This window comes from Methanoregula sp. (genome assembly GCF_028712425.1).
In the GTDB taxonomy this organism is placed as follows: domain Archaea; phylum Halobacteriota; class Methanomicrobia; order Methanomicrobiales; family Methanospirillaceae; genus Methanoregula.
On the sequence record NZ_JAQTQD010000018.1, the window covers coordinates 16579 to 37759 of the forward strand.

Genomic DNA, 21181 nt, shown 5'->3' on the forward strand with positions numbered 1-21181 from the left:
AAATACGCCCCTGTACAATTCTCGTCTGGACCGTTCGAGAGTCGAGTTAATTTGTAAACATAATATGGAAAAAACCTTGATTCGGGGAGTGGAACGCGCGACAGGCCATCACTGGGATACGGTATCCCGGTATTATCATCTCATTGGAGAACACGCAGAGATCCTGAACGAATGTTATCTTTGGGACAGTGCACCGGGGCGGGTTGAACTGGATGAACTTTGGACCTTGATCCAAAAAAAAAACAAAAACTGTGAAGATTCTGGGTAAGAGGGCATTGGAGACTTTTGGATCTATACTGCGATCAAAAGCGATCGGGGTTGTTGAATCGCATACCGGTCCGCTACCAGATGGCTGGTAATCTGGCAGAGAATCACGTCATCGCCATCCCGGTGTCGCAAGGATAAGGGCCGGGCGTTTCTAAAGCGCTGTTCAGATCCGAAAAAGGAAATAAGACAACAACTACGTCGCCTTTTACATGTCCGCCCATGCCTTGTCTTCCTCAGGACGCAGCCAGTCCTTTTTCAGGGAAGATTCGCTGGCAAGTGCCGTTTCGGAAATTATTTTGCCGGCTTTCTTCTTTTTCGCCCGGATAAAATCAAGGATCTCAAGGTAATGCTGGCGTGGCACCTGGTGCAGTTCCCTGATGATCTGTTCTTCGATTTCCACGGCTCTTCACCTGCTGCTTGTTGGTCAAATCATCATGTGGTGGAGATAATCAGGTTTCCTGTCAGGGATGTGCTTACTTTCTCCATTTCGGCTGTGCATGGGGGCGGGGCGGGCTTGTCGTGAGCGGGCGGACCCGCGAGCCGGTTTAGTGCCGGACCTGTCGTCAGGTGTCGGGACCGGACGGATCAGGACACAAGCGTGAGGTGGATTAGTCTAAAAAAAGATTGAAAGTATCTGTTTCTTATCGGAATCCCTTCTTGAAATCTTCGGCCTCTATCCCGGCCTGTTTAAGGATCCCGATCAATGTTCCTCTCTTTAATTCGCGATGAAGAGGCACAGAAAACACCCGCCATTCTTTCTGCACGACAATGTGACTCGAAGTCTGACGTCTGATCTCGAATCCCTGCTTTGCAAGGTATTTGACCAGCTCTTCCCCGGAAATGACCGGGAGTTTATGCGACATCCGCCACTTCGACCTCCGAGTGTTTCTTCAGAATCCGAGGATGAGAAGTCTGCATCAGCAGACTTCGACTTGTGAGATTTCGCGGTGATGTGCTGGTGATCTCTTGTGAAGTTCTTCCCGCTGGACTTCGAGAACCAGTTCTATTGCTTCCTTGATATTGGCGAGCGCTTCTTCCCGGGTCTCACCCTGGCTGATCGCTCCGGGGATCTCGACGCACTGGACTGTGAAACCGCCTTCTTCCTGGGGTTCGAGCACCACCGTATATTTCATAGGTACAGAATATTCGTGGGAGAGTATACAATTTTTCCCTCTGGGATTTAATGGCCGGAAGCCCCCCTTGCGCCAGCCCGCCCCCAAGGGGGCGTGGGCGCTGGCGATGGGGTGGTATTACCTGTACGGGAAAAATTGATAGAGTTGTGAAAAGGTAATGCGGGGGTGAGGCCGGTTAAACAAGTCCCGTCATCAATGGTCGGAAGATGGAGGATTGGCGTGTGTTGGAACAGAAGGGTAAGGAGATGTTGTAGAAATTGACGATGAAGATTAGAACGATTTAATTTAATGATGTTAAATCCCATTAGATGAAGGATACCCTGTAGATCAATAAGAATTATAATTTTCACACCGCTCGCTAATCATTAAAAATACCGATGATTTGTAAGCATTAAAAAGTAGAAGTCTCACTCAAATGATTCAGAAGAAATTAATTATACAATCTTATATCATCGTTCCATTGTACTATTTGGATAAGTAACTGATTGGAGATCATAATGCTAAAAACAGAATTTTATTCGAATCAAACCGTTGCTTTTGATCCCATCCCTAGTTTGATTAGTTGCGATTGGAACTTTCCTGGACAACGAAATGGTGAAGGTCTGTACAATCTGCATCCCTATCCAGCAAAATTTATTTCACAAATTCCGAAAACGTTAATTAAAACTTTCAATCTTCCGAAAGATACTGCGATCCTCGATCCGTTTTGTGGTTATGGAACTACATTAATTGCTGCACAATCTTTAGGTTACTCATCCATTGGCGTTGATTTGAATCCAATTGCATGTCTCATTGCACGAGTCTCGACTCAAGATTGTTCACAAAATATTGTGGACTCTGCGACTCGTTGCATCCAGAAAGCAAAAGCCACTGAAGGATTAACATCAATTCCTTACATACCGAATCTGGATCATTGGTTTAAAAAACCAATTCAGATTGCAGTTTTTGGATTAATCACGGCTATCAATGAAATTGAAGAAGAAAATCTCAGAGATGCATTACGGTTAGCATTGTCGAGTATACTAGTCCGAGTTTCAAATCAAGATAGTGATACCCGATATGCTGCAGTAAATAAACCCGTGGAAAAAGATGATGTTTATTCAATTTTTTCCCGCGTTTGCCGACAATATATGCAGGTTTTACACTCATCGCAAGAAGCGTACCCAAATGCGTTCGTCATAAATAAAAATATTTTAGAAGTTACTCCATCGGATATACCTAGAAAAGTTGGATTAGTTATTTCATCACCACCATATCCGGCTGCTTACGAATACTGGCTTTACCATAAATATCGGATGTGGTGGTTAGGATTTGATCCACTATCAGTAAAAGAGCATGAAATTGGTGCGAGATCACATTTCTTTAAAAAAGATCATCACACCCCAAAAGACTTCGAAAACCAAATGCGGAAAGTCTTCAAGCTCCTATCGAAAATTTGCACTCCCAATTCTTACGCATGTTTCGTTGTTGGGAATTCAAAAATTCATGGAGAAATAATCGATAATACTGAATTATTGATTTCCGCTGCAGAGCAAGAAAATTTTGAACTTCGGACAATACTTCCACGGAATATTCCATCAAATCGGAAGTCGTTCAACCTATCAAATTCAAGAATTCTAACCGAGAATATTATTGTTCTTCAGAAGTGATTTTCTTGAAAAAGCCGATTAGTGCTTATCTAAAGTGGCATGATTATCGGTATTATCCGTACGAAAAAATTTTTGCTTTTCGAGAAGTAGAATCCTTACCCGGTTTTATAAATTATACACCAACCGAAGACGGAATCATAGTAAATTTTGATACGGCGATCCCAGATAAACTAAATAGACTGGTTTATTTTTCTAAATATTCCATCGGAGATGGACCCCTCACGAAAACATTCCAAGCTCTTTTGGAGAATGGATATACAAAAAATAACACCAAACGCCAAGCCACTCGATATCTCGTTCATGGACTTCATGAGTACAAAGGAAAATTTAATCCTCAGGTTGTACGATGCATTCTCAACTGGTACAATTTACCTGATGATTCTCAGATCGTTGATCCATTTTGCGGAAGCGGGACGTCAATTATTGAATCTGGACTCGCAGGTTTTGAAAGTATCGGATGGGATTTAAATCCGTTCGCTGTTTATCTCACAAATGCGAAAATTCTTGCATTAAAAACAGACTTAGATATTTTAAAAGAGCAAGCAAAAAAAATATTTTCGCATGTGCCCAACGAAAAGAAAATTTTGTGTGAAAAAAGTGGAAGACTTGAATATCTAGAGAAATGGTTTCCCAAAGATACTCTAGAAAAAATTGAACAATACAGATCAATTATTGAAAATGAAACAGACCAAAACGAATCCTTCTTTAAGATCATTTTGAGTGATTTATTGAGAGATTATTCACTTCAAGAGCCTTCAGATCTCAGAATCCGACGGAGAAGAAGTCCTTTTCCAAATATTTCCATTGAAAAATCCTTCAAAATCTTGCTCCATAAACAATTGGACGAATTAGAACGAACAATAGAGATCACTAGCGGCAAAAATTTCAAAACTGTTGCCTTCCAAGCAGATGGACGTTTTGTTAATGAGGTCTCGTCACGATCTCCAACAAAATTACGCGCGAATTTTGCTATTACAAGTCCTCCATACTCTGCCGCTCTACCGTATATCGATACTCAAAGACTTAGTTTGATTTGGCTAAATTTAATCAATCCCGATGAAATAACCACGACTGAAAAAACCCTGATTGGAAGCCGTGATGCTGCGGAGAATATTTTGCGTGATTTGGAAGACCAGATTTTGATCAATTCATCAAATCTTCCAGATTCTATTCAGTTACTTTGTGCCAATTTGCAAGAGCGGTTAAGCGCTGGAGACGGTTTTAGAAAGCGTGCGGTTCCAGGGCTACTATATCGATATTTTTCGGATATGAAACAAACCTTTCACACCGTTCGTTCAATTATGAAACCGGGTGGAGTGTATACCCTAATCGTAGGAACTAACCGGACAACTATTGGCGGTCAAACCGAAAACATAAACACGCCGGAATTACTTTCTGAAGTCGCAGTCTCGTCAAAATGGAAAAACATGGAATTATTACCCTTGGAAACTTACAAACGATATGGTATGCATGCTGCAAATGCAGTTCAAGGCGAAACTTTGTTGGTTTTGAAAAAATGAGTGAATTTTGTTTACAGCCGGATGTTTATCGGACAGGATCATGCAGAAATTTGTTAGGTCTGCTTGAAGACATCTGGATTAATCGGGCACCGTTAGGAGAGGGAACATTCTATATTGTATCAGGTTTTGGCAATTATAATGGGGGAGTAAGATTCTTTTCAACATTAAAACGCCATGTGGATTCAGGAGGTAGGGTCGAATGTTTTTTTGGTGCGGGTACTTCTCAACGTCTTACAAGCTATCAGTTGGTGGAAAAATTACTCTCTTGTGGTTGTGATGTTCATCTAATCAATAGAAAACAAATTTTCCATACGAAGTGCTATGGGACCGGCAATTCTGGTGATCGTTTAATAGTTACATCGGGAAATTTTACTGCTAATGGAATGGCTCATAATGTCGAATCTGCGCTTTTCCTAGATTATGATTTAACCCGTCAAATTCAATTCCGATGGTCGGAATTCGCAGATTCAATACTTCGACAGAAATGGGAGATTTACACTCCTTCCTTATCTGATCTTGAAAGTCCTGCTTGGAAAGTTGTTTACGATGAAAGAGAGGAGCGCATTAAAATCGATGATAGTCAAGCAGTTAGTATGGTAGTGACTCTTAGTCACGCAGATACAGCTAGAATAAATGCCCCTCTCGGTTCAAAAGCAGGTTTGGGAACACAATATTTCTGGTTAAGCAGAGATGCGTATGATTTTTTTCCACCATTAACAATCCCAAATAAGCGAGGGATCAAAGATACTTATTCGTGCCATATAAATTTACATTATAATGACCTTGGGTTTGTCGATCAATCGACAGTTACGTTCGAAGCAGGAAATAACGTTGATTTTCGTTTGAGAACCTCAAAATATCGATATACTCATGTTGCCGATAGGGGAGATCTTGCGGTTATAAGTCGCATATCAGAATATGATTATGAGATTCGCATTGTCAGACAAGGCTCAGATCGATATAATGCATTATCTCCATTTGCGACCACATTTATTGGAAATAGAGATAAGAGATTAGGATTCATTCCAAACGAAAAATTGGAATCAATTTTGGGTATCCAACTCCCAACGCGGAAACAATTTGCTCAACTTCCCAGAGCTTAATTTGTTTCGTCGTCCAACCCGGGGAATTTCACATCTTCACTTTCATGCCCCGAACCTTACTCCTTTAACTACCGGAGCTAATTGTCTGAGCACATACGCATGAAAGATATCATCATCAAAGGTGCCCGCCAGCACAACCTCAAAAATATCAGCGTGGAGATCCCGCGTGACAAGTTAGTCGTCATAACCGGCGTCTCCGGCTCCGGCAAATCCACGCTCGCGTTCGACACGCTCTATGCGGAGGGCCAGCGGCGGTACGTGGAGTCGCTCTCCTCGTACGCCCGGCAGTTCCTCGGCATCATGCAGAAGCCGGACGTTGACCTTATCGAAGGGCTCTCGCCGGCCATCTCCATCGAGCAGAAGACCACGTCGAAAAATCCGCGGAGCACGGTGGGGACGACCACCGAGATCTACGATTACCTCCGGCTCCTGTATGCACGGATCGGGACGCCTTATTGTCCCGAGCACAATATCCCGATCGCGTCGCAGACTCCCGACCGGATCGCGGACCAGGTTGCAGCGGAACATCCCGGCATGGTCACGGTCCTTGCTCCCATTGTCCGGCAGAAGAAGGGGACGTACCAGCAGCTCCTCCGGGACCTGAACGCGGAAGGATACACGCGGGTACGGCTCAACGGGCAGATCATCCGCACTGATGAGGAGATCAAGCTCGACCGGTACAAGAAGCACGACATCGAGATCGTCATCGACCGGCTCGAAGCATCCGACCGTTCGCGGCTCACGGAAGCGATGGAGAACGCTCTCAAGAAATCCGGCGGTCTGGTTATCGCTGTTGACGAACAGGAAAAGGAAACCCTGTACTCCTCGCTGATGGCCTGCCCGGTCTGCGGCCTCACCTTCGAGGAACTCCAGCCCCGGATGTTCTCGTTCAACAGCCCGTTTGGCGCCTGCGAGGAATGCCACGGCCTCGGCGTGAAGATGGAGTTCGACCCGGACCTCATCATCCCGGACAAGGACCGTTGCCTTGCCGATGGCGCCGTGGCCCCGTACCGCAACCCAATGGACGGGTTCCGCGGGCAGTATCTCGCGACCGTTGCAAAGCACTTCGGGTTCTCTCCCATGACACCGATCCGGGACCTGACTGAAGAGCAGTACAATGCCCTGATGTACGGTTCGGACGAGAAGATGCACTTCTCCATGAGCACCCGGAACGGGGATGCGCAATGGTCGCACAACGGCCAGTGGGAAGGTCTCCTCCCGCAGACTGCCCGGCTCTATGCCCAGACCAAGTCCGAGTGGCGGAAGCGGGAACTGGAGAATTACATGCGGGTCTTCGAGTGCCCTGCCTGCCACGGGAAACGGCTCAAGGACAAGGTGCTTGCGGTCAGGATCGGCGGCCGGTCGATCATCGATCTCACGGACCTCTCCATATCCGCCCACCTTGCCGTGCTCCGGGAGATCCGGCTGACCGAGAAGGAAGCCGAGATCTCGCGCCAGATCCTCAAGGAGATCACCAGCCGGCTGTTATTTTTGGAGAAGGTGGGCCTCGGGTACCTCACGCTCTCGCGGAACGCGGGGACGCTATCGGGCGGGGAGGCGCAGCGTATCCGGCTTGCCACCCAGATCGGCGCGAACCTGATGGGCGTGCTCTACGTCCTGGACGAGCCCTCCATCGGCCTCCACCAGCGGGACAACCATAAGCTGATCGAGACCTTGAAGACCCTCCGCGACATCGGCAACACGCTGATCGTGGTCGAGCACGACGAGGACATGATCCGCTCGGCCGACCACGTCATCGACATGGGGCCCGGGGCCGGGATGCATGGCGGAGCGGTCATTGCCGAAGGGACCCCGAAGCAGATCGAGAAGAGCAAGAAGTCCCTGACCGGCCAGTACCTTGCCGGGACAAAACAGATCGATGTGCCGGGGAGCCGGAGAAACGCGAAGAAGTTCCTCACCGTGAAGGGCTGCCGCGAGAACAACTTAAAGAACATCGACGCAAAGTTCCCGATCGGTCTCCTGACGGTCATCACCGGGGTCTCGGGGAGCGGCAAGTCCACCCTCGTATACGAGACGCTCTACAAGGGGATGATGCAGCGGCTCCACAAGTCACGCGACCCGGTCGGGAAGCACGACAAGATCCTCTTCGATACGGCAATCGACAAGGTGATCGTCATCGACCAGTCCCCCATCGGCCGCACCCCGCGGAGCAACCCGGCGACCTACACGAAGGTCTTCGATGATATCCGGAGTATTTTTGCCGAAACGAAGGAGGCAAAGATGCGGGGTTATGGGCCGGGACGGTTCTCGTTCAACATCAAAGGCGGGCGGTGCGAGGCCTGCCAGGGCGACGGCCTGATCCGGATCGAGATGAACTTCCTTCCCGATGTCTTCATCGAATGCGAGGAGTGCAAGGGCAAGCGGTACAACCGCGAGACGCTCGAGGTGAAGTACAAGGGCAAATCGATCGCCGATGTCCTGGACATGAGTGTTGAGGAAGCCCTGGCGCTGTTCTCGAACATCCCGTCGATACGGGCAAAGCTGGAGATGCTCTCCCGCGTGGGCCTTGACTACATCAAGCTCGGCCAGAGCTCGACAACGCTCTCGGGAGGCGAAGCACAGCGGATCAAGCTCACCCGCGAACTCGCAAAACGGGCCACCGGAAGGACGCTCTACCTGCTGGACGAACCGACTACCGGACTCCACTTCGACGACACAAAGAAGCTGATCAAGGTCCTCGACGACCTCGTGGCCAAGGGCAACACGGTTGTCGTCATCGAGCACAACCTTGACGTGATCAAGTCAGCCGATTATATCATCGACATAGGGCCGGAGGGCGGCGATGCCGGCGGGAAGATTGTAGCCACCGGGACACCGGAAGAAGTATCCGCAATCCCCGGGAGTTATACCGGGCAGTTCTTAAAAGAGATGCTTGCCCGGAATCCACCGGCCAAATCCTGATAGTCCCCTGCTGCTCTAGAGCGGGCGGGACGATCAGGCATGGGCCGGCACCCGGGGATCGATATGGGTTGCCCGTTCATATTTTTCCCGCGCCTCATCAAACCGGCCGAGCCGGGCGCAGCAGTTCCCCATCTCGAAGAACGCCTTTGCGTACCCGGGCGCTATGATCACCGACTGCCGGAGATATTTCAGCGCCTCGTCATCCCTGCCGCGCTGCGAATAGTCCAGTGCCTTCCGGTACAGGTACTGGGCCTCGATGGGTATTCCCTTTGCATAGATCCATTCCATATGTCCTCTCCCCCGTTGTTCCCGTGTGGAACCCTGGACAAAGAGAACATCATCACCAGCCGGCTATTTAGGGATTTGCGCAGCAGGACTGCACTGCAGATCCCGGTGCAGTGACGGCAGCATGAGCGTCATGCAGAATCCCCGCCGTACATCCTTTCCGTGTCTCTTCCCCATCCCCAGACCTTAATAGTCCAAAAGAGAGACGCTAGTACAACACATGTTTGATACCGCGACCCTTCCTCCCGCCCCCGGCTGTTACCAGTTCTTTGACAAAGGCGGGACGATCATCTATGTCGGAAAGGCCAAGAACTTAAAAAAGCGGGTGAGCAGTTACTTCCAGAAGAAGGATCATGACCGGAAGACGCAGAGCCTTGTTGCCTCCATTGCCCGCATCAGCGTCGTGGTTACCAACACCGAGACCGAGGCGTTTCTCTTAGAAAACAACCTGATCAAGAAGCACCAGCCGAAGTACAACATCGATCTCAAGGATGCCAAGCGGTACGCGTATATCGAGCTGACCCGCGAACCGTTCCCGCGGATCGGGATTGCCCGCCGTACCGGGGCCGGCGAATCGGTGTATTTCGGCCCGTTCGTCTCGGCTGCCGAGCGCGATGAACTGGTCCGCATTGTCCGGAAGATCTTTTTGATCCGGTCCTGCCGCAGGCTCCCGAAGCGTGCGTGCCTCCGGCACCACCTGAATACCTGCAGCGCACCCTGCGTTGGCGCCATCACGCAGGAGGAGTACCAGCGGCAGGTTGACCGGGCCGCAGAACTCCTGAAAGGAAAAAGCACGGAGCTCCTCCATACGCTCCGCGAGGAAATGGCGGAATATTCCGCACGGGAGGAGTACGAGAAGGCGCTTTCTGTGCGGAACCAGATCGGTGCCGTCACCCGGCTCTCCGAGCGCCAGCATGTCGAGCGGCCGAAGGAGACGGACCAGGACGTGATCGGGTATACGATCTCCGATGATACGGTCTATCTCATGGTCTTCTCGGTGGAAAAGGGCCTGCTCATGGGAAAGCAGGAGTACTCGTTTGACAACCGCGAGGACTTCTTCGAGGAGTTCCTGGTCCAGTATTATTCAGACCGTGTCCCCCCCTCCGAACTCATTGTGTCCGTCGAGCTTGATGAGGCGCTGGCCGGGTACCTCTCGGAGCGCAAGGGGAAGGCAGTCCATCTCACGGTGCCGAAGATCGGCGAGAAGAAAAAACTGCTCGACCTTGTCCAGAAGAACCTCGAGTACGCGTTTTTGAAAAACGAGATGAAGACAAAGGACCTGCAGGCAAGCCTCGGTCTTGCCGACTCGCCTGAGGTTATCGAGTGCTTTGATATCTCCCATCTCTCCGGCACCGCGATGGTCGGGTCGATGGTGCAGTTCAGGAACGGTGTTCCTGACAAGAAGAACTACCGGCGGTTCCAGGTAAAAACCGTGGAAGGCATTGACGACTTTGCCTCCATCGCCGAGATCGTGAAGCGGCGGTACGACCGGCTGATCCGCGAGGACCGGGAGCTCCCCGACCTGATCATCATCGACGGCGGGAAAGGGCAGCTCTCCGCGGCCGGGGAATCGCTCCGTGACCTTGACCTCACCATCCCGGTCATCGCCCTTGCCAAGCAGGAGGAGGACGTGTATATCCCCGGTGAGGTACTGCCCCGGAAGCTCGATCCGAAGGGTATGGCACTGCATTACCTCCAGGAGATCCGCGACGAGGCACACCGGTTTGCGATTACGTATAACCGGCTGTTGCGAAAGAAGACGGCGATCGGCAGCACAACCTCATCGGGCAACAAACGGAAGAAGAAAAGCTCCTGACCGGAAGGGAATGAGGCCAGTTCGGCACGATCCTGCAGTACGTTCCTGATCAGGGATTCGCCGGCAGACAGGATCTGGAAGGGAAAAGTATGGGTGTATAACCCGGCCTCAGTCGTACTGGCGCCAGGTGTGATCGCATTCGGTGCACTTGAAGAACCGCACCTCGCTCTCATCGGCAGCCCGGAGCTGGCGGAGCCACCAGAACGCGAGGTTGTTGCCGCACTTGGGACACTTGATCTGGGTCGTGGGGAGTGTTCTTATCTTTTCCCCCTCGTCGTCCACGATCATGATCTCCTTTTCCACGCGTTCCCGCTTCTTTGTCATATTGTCGGTGGACTCGATCTTCCGGATATAACCGCACTTGCGGCACTTGAGCTGGCCACCGGAAGATATCATAAGAGACTTGCATTCAGGACAAAACATCGGTATACTATGCGTGATGATACCAGATTAACTCTCGGGTACTACCTGCACCCCCTGTCAACGGGCCGGCAGGAAGGAACGGGAAGGGAAGGGAGAGCGGACCATTCCGTACGTCAGGGGTATGCCTGATGAGAATCCTTTTTTTGGTTCTGCGTGGATAATTCTATAATGATCGAGTATCTGGTCCTGCTTTCCTGTGCCGGTTTTCTGGCATTCCTGATACCCGGTCGCCACCGCAGGTATGCTGCCATCATCGGATGGGTCTTCATTGTCCTGACGCTGTTCGCGTCGCTTCCCGAGTATTTCCGGGAGAACAATTTCATGTACCCGCTGGTTGCGGCTATGTCGGTGCCGTTTCTCGCGATCACGGTCAAGTATCTCCTGAACAACGATGAGCGGGCAATGCACCTTTCCCGGGCGGCAGCAGTGGCGTTTCTCATCTATGCGCCGTTCGGGTTCACCCAGGTGCCGCTCTTTGCCTGGCTCGGGGACCAGCTCATCTCCCTTGTTGTCTCGCAGGTGCTCTGGATCCTCGATCTCCTCAACTTCACGGTCTCGCTCACCTGCATGGACCCGGTGACCGAACGGGCACTGGACCCGTCAGCATGCGCCGGGCTTCTGCGGGACACCATCACAAGGAACGGGTACAGCGTCCAGATCATCCTTGGCTGCACCGGCATCCAGAGCATCGCGATCCTGCTCGGGGTCGCAGCGGCAGTCCCGACAACGCTCCGGCAGAAGTTATTCGCGTTCCTCATCGTTGCCCCGACAATCTATATCCTCAACCTGCTGCGCAACGCCTTCGTAATCATGGCCTATACGGACCAGTGGTTCCCGTACTGGCCCGAGGTGGCAAGCAACGGCGAGATGGGATACGAGAGTTTCTTCTGGGCTCACAACGTGATCGCCGAGCTTCTTGCTCTTGTCATCCTGGTGATGATCGCCTACTCGCTTTTCACCCTCATTCCCAGCCTGGGGAAATTCGCCGATGACCTTTACCAGATGTACACCGGGGAATTCCGGAAAGCGTTCTGCAAGGGCAGATAAACGCTCCCGTAATTCTCCCGAGATTTCCGGGCCCGCACACCGGAACGCGGCGGTCGGTTCATGAAGTGACTCATCCTGTTTTTAGAAGAAAATTGTGACGAGCTGCTCTATAGAAACGCTTCTCATGCCGCACTCAGTGGAATTACGAGTGTGACCCCCTCTCTCCTCGAAGAACGCCGATGCGTTCAGGAGAAGGTCACCGACCTTCTCCTGCCGCAGATCTGGCGACCTGTGGCATTCTACAACCTCCCTGCGGTCGGTCCCCAGAGGGGGAGTCCGAATGGTCCATCAGGGCCATGAGGAAGGAGAAGAACCCGAAGGATTCTTCGAGGGCGAGAAGATGCCGCACATCTTCTCGTCTCGCAGTCCAATGACTGCGAAGACAGCCCAAGGGGGCAAGCCCCCTTGACCCCCGTATTCATTTTTGAGGCTCTTATGCCGCCAAGCTCCACGGGGCGAGGGTCGGTAGACCCCGAGCGCCCGTGGTTCCATCCTTATCCAACACTATCCTGTACAGGTTTTCCATATAGCCTGACGAGCCTTTCACTCTGGTATGGGTATTCGCCCCGGCATTCCGGAGAATGACAGGCCAGGCGGTCCTTTCGTGTCACCGTAATCAGGAGAGCGTTTTGTAGAGGTACGTGATCCGCTGCAGGGCCGAGAGGTTCGTGCAGACCGCGATGATGATGACCGCAGCCCATATGAACCCGGTGATGCCCCCGATGATCAGGACCAGGAATGTCTCGGGCCGGCCGAAGAACCCGACGCCTTCGAGGGGGTCGTCGATCTTGCCCTCGACTTTTTCCTTGTACCCGATCTCCGCGTACACTACCGGCTTGATGAACGTGTTCATCAGCGACCCGATGATTGCAAGCGTTACAACCCCGAAGTCGGCAACAGGGGAAACCGCGACGAACTGGCTGACAATGGCGATCCCGGAGAGCCCGATGCCAAGCAGGGCGAGCGCGTCTACGTACTTGTCGACAATCCAGTCGAAAACGGCGCCAAAGTTCGTATGGGCGCCGGTCTTCCGGGCAACACTGCCATCGATGAGGTCGAAGACTGCCGAGATGAAGAGAGCGAGAGCCCCCAGCAGGAACTCGCGCTGGAAGAAGAGGTATGCACAGAGAATGCCGGTGGCAAGCGAGAGGAGCGATATCTGGTTGGGCGTGATTTTCAGCCGCACAAAGAGATCTGCGACCGGCTCCAGATACCCGATGAAACGGGGCCGGAGTGCAGTAATATTCATACCGGAAATCATGGGAGGAGGAACCATTAAAAGTTGCTTATGCGGGGCCTTCCTCTTGTCCCCACGCAGGTACCGATGGCCGCTATCGCCACGTTATTTATAGTGGCCGCCCAATAATTCCGGAGAAAAGAGGAAAGTTATGACCGATCCTACCGACCGTCCGCACGTCCTGATGATGTCAGAGATTACAGCCGACGGCAAACTCACGCTCAAGAAAGGGGCATCCTCCAAGATCCTGATGAAATACATGTCCCACGAGACCGAGATCCTGCTCCACACGACACGGGCAGAATACGACGCGATCATGGTCGGGGCCAATACTATCCGGATCGACAACTCGTTCCTTACCGTACGGTACGTTCCGGGGAAGAGCCCGCTCCGGGTCATCCCCTGCAGCATGGTCGACATCCCCCTTGATGCAAACGTGCTGGGCCCCGATGCTCCTACTGTTATCGCGGTTGCGGAAGCAGCGCCTCAGGACCGCGTGGACGCGATCAAAAAGAAGGGTGTCAACGTTGTCGTGGCCGGCAAAATGCATGTCGAACTCCCGCTGCTGATGAAGATCCTGCGCGAGAAGTTCGGCGTGAAAAAACTCATGATCGAAGGCGGGCCGACCCTGAACTGGCACATGCTCCACGACCGGCTCGTGGACGAGATCCGGCTCATCCACCTCCCCTTCATCGTGGGAGGGTCCGACACCCCGTCGCTTGTCGGCGGCATGCACATCAACGACGAGAACGAGATGATCCGGCTCACCCTGAAGAACTACTATCTCTGCGGCACCAACCTCGTCTCGGAATTCGATGTGCTCTACGGCCGTGAATAACGGAGGGATCATGGACGAAAGTACCATCGATGGATCCCTGGCACCCGAAACGCAGCCTGTCCCCGCGGCCCCACCCGTACCGGGCATGCCGGAGCACAAGGCGGCACCCGCCCCTGCCCCGCGGAAACGCCGGGGCAGCCTCATGTGGCTTGTGGTCCTCATTGCCGGTATCCTTCTCGTGCTCGCGGTTCTTGTTGCAGCCTATGTCCTGATGGACACGGACACCCGCGGGGTGACTGTCATCCGTATCGAGGGCACGCTTGCGACCGGCGCAGTATCCGACGGGGATATTGCCGGGAGCGAGGCAATCGGTTCGCAGCTCCGCGAGGCGGCGGACGATCCCCTGGTCGAGGCCATCGTGCTCAGGGTGAACAGCCCGGGCGGAACCCCGTCGTCGGCGCAGGAGATCATCCGCGACCTTGACTACGCGAAGAGCAGGAAACCGGTGGTTGTTTCCATGGGCGACATTGCAACGTCCGCTGCTTACTACATCAGCGCTCATGCCGACCGGATCTATGCCAATCCTGACACCTTCACGGCAGGCGTTGGCGTTATCTGGGAGTTCTCCGATGTCAGTTCCTGGATGGAGAACGAGGGGTACAACCTGAGCGTGTACAAGTCCGGCAGCAAGAAAGACATGGGCTCAACGGCCCGGTCCCTGACCGAAGACGAGCAGGCCTATGCAAGGAAGGTTGTCGAGGACAGTTTCGAGACGTTCATCAGCGATGTCACGACCCAGCGGGCGATCAACCGTGCCGATATTGAGGACGGGCGGGTCATCCGGGGCGCCGAAGCCGTCAGGATGAACATCGTGGACGAGCTCGGCAACCTCAACGACGCCATCGATGGCGCAAAGCGGCTTGCCGCGTCCCGGCGTTAGACCATCCGCACGGGATCTGCTTTCATGTACTCGCGGCAGACCGTTGTCGCGTAATGGCCGGGCGGGAGCGTGAACTTCAGGCTCACGTCCGTTTCCCCGGTGGAATACTCAATCTCTGTTTTGAGCGAGATCGGGCGGAACGCCCCTTCGAACTTCGTGCCGACAAAGCGCGATGCCCGGGCAAAGTCATCCGCGGTAATCCCCTTCTCTGCAAGGAGCGAATCCATGACCGGTTCTCTGAGAACAGGGCTGCTCTCATTCCCGCGACCGGGCATGAAGAGTGCGATGCTGCACCGGCCGCGCCGGATATGGAGGGCGGCGGCAGCGGCGTTTGCGTTTGTCACCATGTCGGTCCGGCCATTGGCAAAGACCAGATGGTCGCCCGGCACCGGTTCCGAGAGTCCGACCCCCTCATCGAACCTACGGCTCAGGGCGCAGTTGAAGAGATACGACTGGAATGCCGAGACGAACATGGAGAGGAGCTTGGGCGGGAGCTCGCGGAGGGCGCCGGCGTAATCGCCCGGGGTGTTGTGGAGGTGCTGGAGCATAGCCCGTTCGTAGTTCATCTGGACGGGAAGGTCGCGGAGCGCCGGAGCCGGGTCGCGGTTTTCGAGGAATGCGGTGCGGACGGCCCGGACGCTTTCGTTCTCCGAAGGGAACGGGAGGCCGATGTAGGTAAGGACCGCTTGTTCATAGTTATCCCGTAGGATCCATTCGCCTACGGTGTGGGTGACCGGGCGGATCGCCCCGAACCGCTGGAGGCCGAAGTAATTGGGGACACCTTCGCGGACAGTCCCGGTTATCTCTTCCACCCGCCCGGCAAGGTCGTCCGGATTGGTGTCCCGGATCACCAGCGCAAACCGGTTCCCTTCCAGCTGGCTGAGGGCGAGGGCCTCGTTGGCGTTCCGCAGGGGCTCTAATACAATGTCTTTCAGCTGCACGCCCCGGACCTGCTCGGCGGTCACATCATAGATCGAGATCCATTGTGTTGTTATCGCGTTCCGGTCCTTGGTGCCGGCCCAGCCGATCCGGCGGTGGCTGATCCCGAGCCGTTTTGCGATCTCCTTTACCGCATGCTGGAGCTCCCAGTTGGTCTTGGTCAGCCGGCAGATGAGGTACGGGCCTGTAGTGCCGCCCTTTCCCTCGATCGGGATCTCCTCCACAATAAAGTCCGAGGGACTGGAGCGGAGCCTGCCGCCGATCCCGTCGCCATCGCTGGCATACCAGCGCATGCCGAGTTCGCGTTCGAGGGGGAAGGTGCTCTCTCTCATAACAGGGTGAGCGTTCCGGTGATCCGGTCAAGGTCCTCGCTCTTTGCCGGGCCAAGGCCGAGCGCCGTGATCGTGCCCGGCGGGATCTCGGTCATGCCGGCGTCCTGGATCAGGGATGTCGAGATGCCATTCCGCTCGGCAAGCACCTTCAGCTCGTACAGGGTCCGCTCATCGTTTGCTTTCAGCACGACCTTCTTCTGCCCCTCGGAGAGCCAGGCTTTCTGGAGCGCCTTGTCCGCGGCATTGTACGCCCCGATGGCGGCATGGCCGGCCTGGGCACACCGTTTGCCGCAGCTCATCTTGACATCGTTCCTGATGATCAGGCACTGCTTGTACCGGAATTCGGGCTCTTTAACCATTGGCGTATACTTGGTTTTTGCACGTCAAATAAGTATAGCAGGAAGGCAAACGATCGATAACAATGAACTCCTCCGCCCTTTCCGTGAAAGAGCACTACGACCGTTTCCTGGCCGGGCAGTATGCCTGGATGGCCGGGGGTTTCGACAGTAACCTGGAACGGAACCGCAGGTTTTTCGTTCAGGCGGGCATTGTCCCCCGCTCTACCGGTACCACCATAGACCTTGGGGCGGTTTTGCGGTTTTGCGGCAATTCCTCTTGTGGAAGCGGGATTCCGGGTTACGGCCGTGGATTTCTGCCGGCCGCTCCTCCGGGAGCTGGTGCACCGTGCCCCGGGTATCGCCACTGTTGAAGGGGATATCCTTGATTTCCCGCTCTGGGCCGGCAGGGACCCGGAACTCATCGTCTGTATGGGCGACACGCTGGCGCACCTGCCGGGTGCCGGTTCTGTACGGGACCTGCTCCGGCAGTGTTATACGGAACTCGTGCCGGGCGGGAGGCTCATCCTTGCACTGCGGGACTATTCGCGTGAGGAGGAAGGGAGCGTTATCGTCATTCCGGTGCAGAGGGATGCAGACCGGATCTTTTTGTGCAGGCTTGAGTATGATGAAGAGAGTGTTGGCGTGACGGATATCCTGTATTCGCGGGTGTCCGGGTCATGGGAGCGGTCAGCCGGGGAGTACCGGAAACTGCGGATCACTCCCGCATTTCTTGAAAGGGAGCTGACGCGTACAGGATTCCGGATTGAGGATACTACTGTTGGTGAAGGGCATATCACGATCATCGCAAAAAAAGACGCATAAGGTGATGTGCGAGGATTTTTCCCTCAGCCCCTCATACATCCGGTGAAGACCGATGGCCGGTGACAATCCTGTGAACGAGGAAACAACCATTTTTGACAACCGGGCTGCTGCCTGGGACGACATACCCCGGAGGGCGAAGCTGGCAGCTGATGTTGCACGGGCAATCTGCAACACCGTGAAGATAATCCCGGAGATGGACGTACTGGATTTCGGGTGCGGTACCGGGCTCCTTACCCTCCGCTTTCAGCCGCTGGCCAGGAGCATTACGGGGATCGACAGCTCGAAAGGGATGCTTGCGGTCCTGGAAGAGAAGATCCGTGAGCAGGGGCTCACCAATGTCACGGCCCAATGCATCGATGTGGAGAACGGGAAGATCCCTGACGGGAAGTACGACCTCATCGTGAGCAGCATGACCTTCCACCACATACGGGACGTTCAGCCGGTGCTTGCGATCCTCTCCACGCTGCTGAAACCTGCCGGCACACTTGCCATCGCCGACCTTGACAACGACAACGGGAAATTCCACGACACGCCGGAGGGCGTGTTCCATAACGGATTTGACCGGTACATCATGAAGAACCAATTCGAAGCAGCGGGTCTCACCTGCGTCCGCAACCGGACAGCCGCCATAGTGCAGAAGGAGTCCCCGTCCGGGGAGATCCGGCCATTTACCGTGTTCCTGATGACCGGGAGAAAGGAGATGACGGTGTAAACCGGGTTTTGGAGAATTCCTTGTTTTTTAATATGAATCCCCCTCTTGCGCCACCAGAGTCAAAGAGCCTGATGGCTCTTCTCCAGACTGCCCTTCCTGATGGAACGGCAGTCTTCCCCCAATGGGGGGACGGGGCGCATGGCGATGTTCACCAATTACCTGTTTGAGTCATTGTGAAATTCTCTTATGGGTAATATGGAGGCATCGCCTGCGCCCCCTAGTCGAAGAACACAAGGTGTTCTTCTCCTGCTTCGGGTCGTAAGACCCTTAGCACCCCCTTGGGGGAGCTTCATTCCGAAGGAATGAAGCAGAGGGATTTTGAAAAATCCCTCTTGTCGAACCTCTTCAGACCCGAGACACGAGAAGAACCTGCAAGGTTCTTCGAGTCTGGGCTTCGAAGAACGCATCCGCGTTCTTCTCATCCTCCTGGTTTTTCAAACCAGTCGGATTTCGAAGTTTCGAGGGTTATCAAACCCGAGAAATGAGAAGAATCCATCAGGATTCTTCGAAGAACGCATCCGCGTTCTTCTCATCCTTCTGGTTGTTCAAACCAGTCGGAGGCGCAAGGGGGGGCAATAGCAGCAGAGAACTCGTATTCTTCAGAGAAAAACAGGTTTTTACTCCAGGTAATCTTCCCGCACCGGGCAGAAGACCTCGATTGCCATTGAATCTTCATGGATCACGGCCGAGTGCTCAACGTTTCCCGGAATATTCCAGCTGTCCCCCGGACGGATGTCCGATTCCTCGTCATGGATCCGGAGGGTCATGTGCCCCGATACGAGATATCCGGTCTGCTCGTGCGGGTGGGAATGCCGTGGGAGGGTGGAACCTTTTTCGAGACGGAATTCAGCCATCAGGGTATTTGTTCCAAAGACGAGGGACTTCTGCGTGATTCCGGGAAGTGATTCGCGGTAGCCGGTTTTTGTATGATGAGAAAACATGGGACAATCACCCGGGTATTGGCCAACTACATCAATAATGATACCGTAACTGTTCCGGCATGGGGGCGGAGCTGGGCACGATCACTGGGTTTATTGAGATCCACCCGGAATATTCCTGCATGGCAGGACCGGTGCCCGCGGGAGATGCCCCGATCATCCTCGTAGAGGGCCTCGAACATATCTACGGGGACTTCAAAGCAGTGGACGGGATCAGTTTCTCTGTCAAAAAGGGCGAAATTTTTTCGTTCCTGGGCCCGAACGGCGCCGGGAAGAGTACGGCCATCAATGTCCTGATCACCCTCCTCAACCTCCAGAAAGGGAGGGCCGCGATAGCCGGGCACGACGTGAAAACCGACCCGCAGAAGATCCGCGAATCCATCGGAATCGTATTCCAGGATATTACCCTCGACCGTGATATGACCGTCTGGGAGATCCTGGAGTTCCACGGAAGGCTCTATCGCATGCCGCTTGCGGAGCGCCGGGAACGGATCGAAGAACTGTTACAGCTGGTCCAGCTCGATGCAAAACGGAACGAACTGACAAAGAAACTCTCCGGCGGGATGAAACGCCGGCTCGAGATTGCCCGCGGGCTGATGACCCGTCCCCTCGTCCTCTTCCTGGACGAACCGACCATCGGGCTTGACCCGCAGACACGGATGCGGATGTGGGAGTATATCCGGGGCGTGAACCGCGAAGGGACGACCATCTTTTTAACAACGCATTACATGGACGAGGCCGACCAGCTCTCGGACCGTATCAGCATTATCGATCACGGCAGGATTGTTGTGACCGGGACGCCATGGCAGCTGAAGAACACGCTCGGGCAGGACCTGATCTATCTTGAGACAAGCGACAACCCGGCCGCCCGCCGGCTGCTTGAATCCCTCCCTTCCGTGCGGGAGATCACGGAAAAGAAGCAGGGGATTATCCTGATGGTGAACGAGGATGGGACCCGGGTTCTGCCCGGGATCATCGACACGTTGCGGGAAAACGGTGTCGCCATCAGTACCATCAACCTGAAGAAACCGACCATGGACGATGTCTTCGTCTTCTACACGGGAAAAGAGATCCGCGACGAGGGACAACAGCCGGCGCGGGGCGGGTTCCTGCGGGCAGCGAGGCACTGATCATGCAGGACGGCTTTCTGACCATCTACTGGCGGGACATGATCCGGTTTGTCCGGTTCAAGACCCTGCTTGTCTCGTCGCTCCTCCAGCCTGCGCTCTGGCTTGCCTTCTTCGGCATTGCGATGGCAAGCAACTTCGATGTAATGATGGCGGGCATGCCCGTGCCGGAAGGAGTGAAAGCTGTGGGGTACCTCACGTTCATGGGCTGCGGCATCATCGCGATGACCACGCTGTTCACGAGCCTCTTCTCGGGAATCGTGATATTGTTCGACAAGAACTGGGGGCTCATGCGGGAGATCCTGGCAAGCCCGGTGAGCCGGAACCACATCATCATCGGCATCGCGCTTTCCGGCGTAACCAAGTCCTTCATCCAGGCGGTAATCATCATGGGCTTTGGCGTCCTGATCGGGGCGGCGTTCTTTGCCGGGTTCACCCCAGTCCATGTCCTGATCGGGATCGTGGGTGTCCTCGCGTTCGTTGCCATGTTCGCCCTCGGCTTCCTCTTCCTCTCGGCCGCGATCGCCATCTCCATGGAGAGCCCTGAGGGGCTCCAGGGCATAATGACGCTCCTCACGATGCCGATCTTCTTTGCCAGCAATGCCCTGTACCCGATCAACAACTTCCCGGAGATCCTCCGGGTCATCTCCGCGTACAACCCGATGACCCTGCTCATCAACGGGATACGGTACTTCGCGATAGGCCCGGACTTCTATGCCCTCGGGCACCATTATGCCTTTACGCAGATGGACATCCTGCTCTCGTTTGCGGGCCTGGTCGTTTTCACGGCGATCATGTTCGCCCTTGCCTGGTGGAGGTTCCGGAACGCGGTGGTGACCTGAGGGATTCCGCG

General features: G+C 54.0%; 22 protein-coding genes. 13 read left to right on the forward strand and 9 right to left on the reverse strand.

Annotated features, from left to right (window positions below; genetic code table 11):
* Positions 1–472 precede the first annotated feature (472 nt).
* The 3 genes from PHF39_RS10120 to PHF39_RS10125 all read right to left on the reverse strand — a co-directional run bounded on the left by PHF39_RS10120 (position 473) and on the right by PHF39_RS10125 (position 1400).
* Positions 473–667 carry a hypothetical protein gene (locus PHF39_RS10120; RefSeq protein ID WP_300223579.1) on the reverse strand — a complete coding sequence of 65 codons (195 nt, stop codon included), beginning with the start codon at positions 665–667 and terminating at the stop codon, positions 473–475.
* 241 nt (positions 668–908) lie between these two features.
* Positions 909–1130 carry a type II toxin-antitoxin system HicA family toxin gene (locus tag PHF39_RS13970; protein WP_366144228.1) on the reverse strand — a complete coding sequence of 74 codons (222 nt, stop codon included), beginning with the start codon at positions 1128–1130 and terminating at the stop codon, positions 909–911.
* 54 nt (positions 1131–1184) lie between these two features.
* Positions 1185–1400, reverse strand: a complete 216-nt coding sequence (locus PHF39_RS10125) for a type II toxin-antitoxin system HicB family antitoxin (protein WP_015286258.1) — start codon at positions 1398–1400, stop codon at positions 1185–1187.
* Between the two features lie 497 nt (positions 1401–1897).
* Between PHF39_RS10125 and PHF39_RS10130 the strand changes: the two genes are divergently transcribed.
* From PHF39_RS10130 to uvrA, 4 genes are all read left to right on the forward strand, one after another.
* Positions 1898–3049, forward strand: a complete 1152-nt coding sequence (locus PHF39_RS10130) for a DNA methyltransferase (RefSeq protein ID WP_300223582.1) — start codon at positions 1898–1900, stop codon at positions 3047–3049.
* Between the two features lie 5 nt (positions 3050–3054).
* On the forward strand, positions 3055–4569 hold the full coding sequence (locus PHF39_RS10135; RefSeq protein WP_300223584.1) for a hypothetical protein: 1515 nt from the start codon (positions 3055–3057) through the stop codon (positions 4567–4569).
* On the forward strand, positions 4566–5672 hold the full coding sequence (locus tag PHF39_RS10140; RefSeq protein WP_300223586.1) for a phospholipase D-like domain-containing protein: 1107 nt from the start codon (positions 4566–4568) through the stop codon (positions 5670–5672). Before PHF39_RS10135 ends, PHF39_RS10140 begins: the two co-directional genes overlap by 4 nt.
* Positions 5673–5771: 99 nt before the next feature.
* A complete protein-coding gene (uvrA, locus tag PHF39_RS10145) occupies positions 5772–8594 on the forward strand; it encodes an excinuclease ABC subunit UvrA (protein ID WP_300223588.1) in 2823 nt (940 codons plus the stop codon).
* A 33-nt stretch (positions 8595–8627) separates the two neighbouring features.
* Here the strand turns inward: uvrA and PHF39_RS10150 are convergent, their stop codons facing one another.
* A complete protein-coding gene (locus tag PHF39_RS10150) occupies positions 8628–8882 on the reverse strand; it encodes a tetratricopeptide repeat protein (RefSeq protein WP_015286255.1) in 255 nt (84 codons plus the stop codon).
* 217 nt (positions 8883–9099) lie between these two features.
* Here PHF39_RS10150 and uvrC point away from each other — a divergent pair, with 217 nt between their 5' ends.
* Positions 9100–10695 carry an excinuclease ABC subunit UvrC gene (uvrC, locus tag PHF39_RS10155; RefSeq protein ID WP_300223592.1) on the forward strand — a complete coding sequence of 532 codons (1596 nt, stop codon included), beginning with the start codon at positions 9100–9102 and terminating at the stop codon, positions 10693–10695.
* Between the two features lie 108 nt (positions 10696–10803).
* Here the strand turns inward: uvrC and PHF39_RS10160 are convergent, their stop codons facing one another.
* A complete protein-coding gene (locus PHF39_RS10160; RefSeq protein WP_300223594.1) occupies positions 10804–11118 on the reverse strand; it encodes a transcription factor S in 315 nt (104 codons plus the stop codon).
* 168 nt (positions 11119–11286) lie between these two features.
* On the opposite strand from PHF39_RS10160, the gene artA reads away from it, so the two are divergent.
* Together artA and PHF39_RS10170 are read left to right on the forward strand one after the other, a co-directional pair.
* A complete protein-coding gene (artA, locus tag PHF39_RS10165; RefSeq protein ID WP_300223596.1) occupies positions 11287–12165 on the forward strand; it encodes an archaeosortase A in 879 nt (292 codons plus the stop codon).
* 280 nt (positions 12166–12445) lie between these two features.
* Positions 12446–12574 carry a hypothetical protein gene (locus PHF39_RS10170; protein WP_300223598.1) on the forward strand — a complete coding sequence of 43 codons (129 nt, stop codon included), beginning with the start codon at positions 12446–12448 and terminating at the stop codon, positions 12572–12574.
* Between the two features lie 207 nt (positions 12575–12781).
* Here the strand turns inward: PHF39_RS10170 and PHF39_RS10175 are convergent, their stop codons facing one another.
* Entirely contained in the window at positions 12782–13414 is a 633-nt protein-coding gene (locus tag PHF39_RS10175) for a CDP-alcohol phosphatidyltransferase family protein (protein WP_300223600.1), read from the reverse strand.
* 139 nt (positions 13415–13553) lie between these two features.
* On the opposite strand from PHF39_RS10175, the gene PHF39_RS10180 reads away from it, so the two are divergent.
* The gene (locus PHF39_RS10180; RefSeq protein ID WP_300223602.1) at positions 13554–14240 is read left to right on the forward strand and encodes a dihydrofolate reductase family protein; all 687 of its coding nucleotides are present in this window, start codon (positions 13554–13556) and stop codon (positions 14238–14240) included.
* A gap of 10 nt (positions 14241–14250) precedes the next feature.
* Positions 14251–15120: a signal peptide peptidase SppA gene (sppA, locus tag PHF39_RS10185; protein WP_300223604.1), complete on the forward strand. Its 870-nt coding sequence runs from the start codon at positions 14251–14253 to the stop codon at positions 15118–15120.
* Here sppA and truD read toward each other — a convergent pair.
* The gene (gene truD, locus PHF39_RS10190) at positions 15117–16391 is read right to left on the reverse strand and encodes a tRNA pseudouridine(13) synthase TruD (RefSeq protein ID WP_300223606.1); all 1275 of its coding nucleotides are present in this window, start codon (positions 16389–16391) and stop codon (positions 15117–15119) included. The two genes, sppA and truD, sit on opposite strands and share 4 nt — an antisense overlap.
* Positions 16388–16750: a peptidyl-tRNA hydrolase Pth2 gene (gene pth2 / locus PHF39_RS10195; RefSeq protein ID WP_015286245.1), complete on the reverse strand. Its 363-nt coding sequence runs from the start codon at positions 16748–16750 to the stop codon at positions 16388–16390. Before pth2 ends, truD begins: the two co-directional genes overlap by 4 nt.
* A gap of 285 nt (positions 16751–17035) precedes the next feature.
* Between pth2 and PHF39_RS10200 the strand changes: the two genes are divergently transcribed.
* Both PHF39_RS10200 and PHF39_RS10205 read left to right on the forward strand, forming a co-directional pair.
* Entirely contained in the window at positions 17036–17551 is a 516-nt protein-coding gene (locus PHF39_RS10200) for a class I SAM-dependent methyltransferase (protein WP_300223609.1), read from the forward strand.
* Positions 17552–17621: 70 nt separating this feature from the next.
* Positions 17622–18263, forward strand: a complete 642-nt coding sequence (locus PHF39_RS10205; protein ID WP_300223611.1) for a class I SAM-dependent methyltransferase — start codon at positions 17622–17624, stop codon at positions 18261–18263.
* Positions 18264–18880: 617 nt separating this feature from the next.
* Here the strand turns inward: PHF39_RS10205 and PHF39_RS10210 are convergent.
* On the reverse strand, positions 18881–19204 hold the full coding sequence (locus tag PHF39_RS10210) for a cupin domain-containing protein (protein ID WP_300223613.1): 324 nt from the start codon (positions 19202–19204) through the stop codon (positions 18881–18883).
* Positions 19205–19323: 119 nt separating this feature from the next.
* Here PHF39_RS10210 and PHF39_RS10215 point away from each other — a divergent pair, with 119 nt between their 5' ends.
* Together PHF39_RS10215 and PHF39_RS10220 are read left to right on the forward strand one after the other, a co-directional pair.
* Positions 19324–20331, forward strand: coding sequence for an ATP-binding cassette domain-containing protein (locus PHF39_RS10215; RefSeq protein ID WP_300223648.1), 1008 nt, complete (start codon positions 19324–19326; stop codon positions 20329–20331).
* Between the two features lie 2 nt (positions 20332–20333).
* Positions 20334–21170, forward strand: coding sequence for an ABC transporter permease (locus PHF39_RS10220; RefSeq protein WP_300223615.1), 837 nt, complete (start codon positions 20334–20336; stop codon positions 21168–21170).
* The last annotated feature ends 11 nt before the right edge of the window (positions 21171–21181 follow it).

Excerpts from the sequence above, each read along its gene's own strand:
- PHF39_RS10170 (WP_300223598.1), top strand. The coding sequence starts at position 12,446 with ATGGTCCATCAGGGCCATGAGGAAGGAGAAGAACCCGAAGGATTCTTC.
- PHF39_RS10210 (WP_300223613.1), bottom strand. The coding sequence starts at position 19,204 with ATGTTTTCTCATCATACAAAAACCGGCTACCGCGAATCACTTCCCGGA.
- PHF39_RS10215 (WP_300223648.1), top strand. The coding sequence starts at position 19,324 with ATGGCAGGACCGGTGCCCGCGGGAGATGCCCCGATCATCCTCGTAGAG.
- sppA (WP_300223604.1), top strand. The coding sequence starts at position 14,251 with ATGGACGAAAGTACCATCGATGGATCCCTGGCACCCGAAACGCAGCCT.
- uvrA (WP_300223588.1), top strand. The coding sequence starts at position 5,772 with ATGAAAGATATCATCATCAAAGGTGCCCGCCAGCACAACCTCAAAAAT.
- uvrC (WP_300223592.1), top strand. The coding sequence starts at position 9,100 with ATGTTTGATACCGCGACCCTTCCTCCCGCCCCCGGCTGTTACCAGTTC.
- PHF39_RS13970 (WP_366144228.1), bottom strand. The coding sequence starts at position 1,130 with ATGTCGCATAAACTCCCGGTCATTTCCGGGGAAGAGCTGGTCAAATAC.
- PHF39_RS10130 (WP_300223582.1), top strand. The coding sequence starts at position 1,898 with ATGCTAAAAACAGAATTTTATTCGAATCAAACCGTTGCTTTTGATCCC.
- truD (WP_300223606.1), bottom strand. The coding sequence starts at position 16,391 with ATGAGAGAGAGCACCTTCCCCCTCGAACGCGAACTCGGCATGCGCTGG.
- PHF39_RS10140 (WP_300223586.1), top strand. The coding sequence starts at position 4,566 with ATGAGTGAATTTTGTTTACAGCCGGATGTTTATCGGACAGGATCATGC.
- PHF39_RS10220 (WP_300223615.1), top strand. The coding sequence starts at position 20,334 with ATGCAGGACGGCTTTCTGACCATCTACTGGCGGGACATGATCCGGTTT.
- artA (WP_300223596.1), top strand. The coding sequence starts at position 11,287 with ATGATCGAGTATCTGGTCCTGCTTTCCTGTGCCGGTTTTCTGGCATTC.
- PHF39_RS10125 (WP_015286258.1), bottom strand. The coding sequence starts at position 1,400 with ATGAAATATACGGTGGTGCTCGAACCCCAGGAAGAAGGCGGTTTCACA.
- PHF39_RS10180 (WP_300223602.1), top strand. The coding sequence starts at position 13,554 with ATGACCGATCCTACCGACCGTCCGCACGTCCTGATGATGTCAGAGATT.
- pth2 (WP_015286245.1), bottom strand. The coding sequence starts at position 16,750 with ATGGTTAAAGAGCCCGAATTCCGGTACAAGCAGTGCCTGATCATCAGG.
- PHF39_RS10175 (WP_300223600.1), bottom strand. The coding sequence starts at position 13,414 with ATGAATATTACTGCACTCCGGCCCCGTTTCATCGGGTATCTGGAGCCG.
- PHF39_RS10150 (WP_015286255.1), bottom strand. The coding sequence starts at position 8,882 with ATGGAATGGATCTATGCAAAGGGAATACCCATCGAGGCCCAGTACCTG.
- PHF39_RS10160 (WP_300223594.1), bottom strand. The coding sequence starts at position 11,118 with ATGTTTTGTCCTGAATGCAAGTCTCTTATGATATCTTCCGGTGGCCAG.